Annotated in this window: 5 protein-coding genes; all 5 read left to right on the top strand. The window is 29.1% G+C overall.

The window, feature by feature from the left end; all coding sequences use genetic code 11:
- Positions 1 to 292: 292 nt before the first annotated feature.
- The 5 genes from LX95_RS14325 (at position 293) to LX95_RS14345 (ending at position 3,575) form a co-directional block, all read left to right on the top strand.
- Entirely contained in the window at positions 293 to 1,267 is a 975-nt protein-coding gene (locus LX95_RS14325; protein ID WP_170116622.1) for a leucine-rich repeat domain-containing protein, read from the top strand.
- 172 nt (positions 1,268 to 1,439) lie between these two features.
- Positions 1,440 to 1,994 (top strand): NADPH-dependent FMN reductase, encoded by a 555-nt coding sequence (locus LX95_RS14330; protein WP_111542144.1) that lies wholly within the window; start codon positions 1,440 to 1,442, stop codon positions 1,992 to 1,994.
- A 74-nt stretch (positions 1,995 to 2,068) separates the two neighbouring features.
- Positions 2,069 to 2,368 carry a hypothetical protein gene (locus LX95_RS14335; RefSeq protein ID WP_146240805.1) on the top strand — a complete coding sequence of 100 codons (300 nt, stop codon included), beginning with the start codon at positions 2,069 to 2,071 and terminating at the stop codon, positions 2,366 to 2,368.
- A 12-nt stretch (positions 2,369 to 2,380) separates the two neighbouring features.
- Positions 2,381 to 2,908, top strand: a complete 528-nt coding sequence (locus LX95_RS14340) for a tetratricopeptide repeat protein (RefSeq protein WP_111542146.1) — start codon at positions 2,381 to 2,383, stop codon at positions 2,906 to 2,908.
- A gap of 136 nt (positions 2,909 to 3,044) precedes the next feature.
- The gene (locus tag LX95_RS14345; RefSeq protein ID WP_111542147.1) at positions 3,045 to 3,575 is read left to right on the top strand and encodes a hypothetical protein; all 531 of its coding nucleotides are present in this window, start codon (positions 3,045 to 3,047) and stop codon (positions 3,573 to 3,575) included.
- Positions 3,576 to 3,688: the final 113 nt, after the last annotated feature.

Here is a 3,688-nt window from a genome sequence, read left to right on the forward strand (position 1 = left end):
GCGTATATAATAACCTTAATCCTCTCTTTGTTCTTTCTTTTTTATAGATCTTAATTTAATGTTTTTATTGAAATGCTAACTTAAGCCGTATATAATTTATTGCTTGCTTCTCGCCTACTTACGAAAGTCCTCGCGGACTTTCTTGGTCAGTAATTATTTACTAAATTAGTTGCTTAAAACACGCAACAAACCATATACAAACACGTTGCCACCAATTTGAATGAACATCAGAAATCCAATATATTCGTTTAGTATTATAGTCTTTCTTTTCGGAATTTTCATATTCTTTATTATGGGATTTTGGGGAATTGGAGCTATACTTTGGTTGTTTGGAATTTATTCAATTTTAGTATTAACAAGTTTTTTACTTAAAAAATTCAAAGCCAAATACCGACAAATTATTGAATGGACTTTAATATTTGTTTATGTTATGTCCCACACTTTGTACCATTTAAATTGGGACGTTGGAAGTGAAATTTATTTCACAAATGAAAATGAACCTTTTGTTGGAAAAAATCAGAGTTTTATAATAGTTTTCGGAATAGAAAACCAACCAAAACTCGAAAGTAATTATTTTACAAATAATAAAATCCTCATTCCAGAAAATGGAATTTTATTAACTTCTTCAAAAAAGGAAATATTTAAGCATAGATATAGTTTTCCTGTAGTTGGCAGTGGAGAAAAGTTTTCAGCCACTTACTTTGAGCAATATAATTGTTATGGAGAAAAAAATTACAAATTTAATTACGTTGTTGGAACAATAAGCGACTTGGGAGAAGTTGATTATAGATACAGAGATTCAATCGGAGATTTAATTTGCGAAAAACTCAAAAAAGAAGAATTTAAAAACAATCTAAAAGTAGGTTATGAAAACGGAAATTATCTTGACCAAAAAGAGATTTTAATAAATTATCAGAATTTGACTAAACTTCCAAACGGACTTTTAAAGTTGAGAAATCTTGAGTATTTAAATGTGCATTCTAATAAACTGAAAGTATTCCCTAAAAGTGTTTTAGAGTTTCCGAAACTTAAAAGACTGACAATTGGATATAATGAAATCAAAACAATTCCTGAATGGATTGGCGGAATTAAAAGTTTAGAAAGTCTTGCAGTAAATGGAAATGAATTGACTTCAATTCCTGACACTTTATTGACTTTACCGAAACTGAATTATTTGCTGATAAGAGAAAATAATTTTAACGAATCAGAAATAAAAGAAACAATTAAAAAATTTGAACAAAAAGGAGCGACAGTCCAATATGAATAAAAAAACTGGTGGCAACACCGTATATAATTTATTGCTAGTTCTAGCCTACTTACGAAAATCCTCGCGGATTTTCTATTCGGTTTTTATTTGCTAAATTTAGTGCTTAAACCACGCAACAAACCATATACAAACACGTTACCTGCAAGCTGAAAAACAGAACTGAATTGAACAAATGCAACATAAAAAGAAAATAATTGGAATTTGCGGAAGTGCCAGTCGGAATTCAGGAAATCTTTCAATTTTGAAATACATAGCAGAATCTGAAAAATCTGAATTAGATTTTGAAATAATAGAGAATTTAACCGAATTTCCGCATTTTAGAACTGAACTGACAGACAAAAATGTACCCAAAAAAATTGTTGAGTTCAGAAATAAAGTTTCCAATGCAGACGGAATAATAATCTGCACACCTGAATATGTTTTTAGTATCCCAAGCGGACTAAAAAACATTTTGGAATGGTGTGTTTCGACAACTGTGTTTTCGGATAAACCAATTGGAATCATAACTGCTTCGGCAAGCGGAGAAAAAGGACACGAAGAATTAAAGCTGATTATGGAAACCATACAGACTGACTTTACCGAAGACACAACTCTCTTAATTAAAGGAACAAAAAGTAAAGTCTCTCAAGAAGGAAAAATAACTGATGAAAAAACGGAATTTGAATTACGAAAACTAATTAAATCTTTTAAAGAACTAACAAAAAAGCCAGCAGGTAACACCGTATAAAATTAATTGCTAGTTCTAGCTTGCTTACGAAAATCCTCGCGGATTTTCTATTTGGTTTGTATTTGGTAAATTAGGTGCTTAAACACGCAACTAATCTTATACATCAACGTTGTGCAACATTTGAAAAACATATAGACAATATGAAAATATACCTTTCAAAATCTCATTCTGATGATGACGATTTTTTTCCTGACCAAGGAAAATTAGGAATTATCTTTTCATCAAAAGATGATATTTTAAAATTATGTGATTTTTTTGAGACGGTCAAAAATCATATCGAACATAATGATAATTGTCATATGCATTTTAGAGATAGTTTTCCTGAATGGAAAAAAGAAAAACATATTGATTTAGAAATTAACGTGGCTGAATAATTCTGAAAAAATATGTTTACACCAATTATAAGAATCGTTCTTGTTATATTTAGCCTAATAGCAGCTGCATACTTTTACTCAAAAGAGGATTTTGCCAATATGTCAATGATGCTAATTGCGGGCGGACTTTTCATTTATGGATATTTTAAATACGGAACTGTGTATGCTGCTTTCCAGCAAATGAAAAAGGATAACATAAATAAAGCCGAAGAACTAATTTCAAAAATTAAGAATCCAGAAAAACTGACTAAAGGACACAAAAGCTATTATTATTTTACAACTGGAATTATTGCTTTAGAGAAAAAGGAATATAAAAAAAGTCATTCTGACTTGACTCAAGCTCTGAATATAGGTTTAAGAACTGAAAATGATAAATCTATTGTATTGTTGAATTTAGCGAATATTGAACTTTTAAGAAAAGATTTTAATAAGGCGACTGAATATATTAAAAAAGTTAGAGAACTTAATTTAAAACCATTAGTTGAGTCAGAAACTAACCGAATTGAAAAAGAAATAAACGTTGCACAACACAGTATATAAGCTATGGCTTGGTCAGTCCACACTTGGAAAATCCTGCGGATTTTCCAAAGCCAGTTTTTATTTGGAGAGGTTCGTGCTTTAACACGCCACAGCTCATATACATAAACGTTGTGCGTAAGCTAAAAATCACTCAGAATTGAAAAATCTATTATACCCTAATAAAGGAGTTTTAATACTATTTAGCATAGTTTCTTTATTAACTCTAATATTAATAGTTTGGGATTTATCTTTTACTTGGGAATTTGTTTTTGGTGTAAATTTCTATATAATTTTACTCCTAATTATAATATCAATATTAGCAATTATTTCAATATTAATTGATAAATATAAAGGATTCAAAACCAAAAAATATTTCATCATTTCTCTAATTCAATTATTAATAATTTGGTCCATTGCAGAACCAGTTAGAGAATTCCAGATAGAAAGTTCTAAAAAAAAGGGATTTAAATTAATAAAACTTATTGAGAGTTATAAAAAGCGAAATAATACTTACCCAAAATCATTAGATGAGCTTGAGAATATTATAGCACCAAAAATTACAAATATTGGAACAACTTATAATTACAAACTAGAGAATAACGAAGAATATCAAATCGGATTTAAATCTTATTATGGATATTATTTTAACTATGATAAAAAAAATAATGATTGGTTTTCAAAAGATTAATAAGCCTACGCACAACAGCGTATCCTATGAAAAGCACTAGTCCAGTTCTTCAAATATAATATTTTATTTTTTAATCAATTCATAATGATGATGTTGTGGTGTTGAAATGTTGG

The organism is Mesonia algae, assembly GCF_003253545.1.
Classification (GTDB): domain Bacteria; phylum Bacteroidota; class Bacteroidia; order Flavobacteriales; family Flavobacteriaceae; genus Mesonia; species Mesonia algae.

Coding starts and splice junctions, on each gene's coding strand:
- LX95_RS14325 (WP_170116622.1), top strand. CDS start 293: ATGGGATTTTGGGGAATTGGAGCTATACTTTGGTTGTTTGGAATTTAT.
- LX95_RS14330 (WP_111542144.1), top strand. CDS start 1,440: ATGCAACATAAAAAGAAAATAATTGGAATTTGCGGAAGTGCCAGTCGG.
- LX95_RS14340 (WP_111542146.1), top strand. CDS start 2,381: ATGTTTACACCAATTATAAGAATCGTTCTTGTTATATTTAGCCTAATA.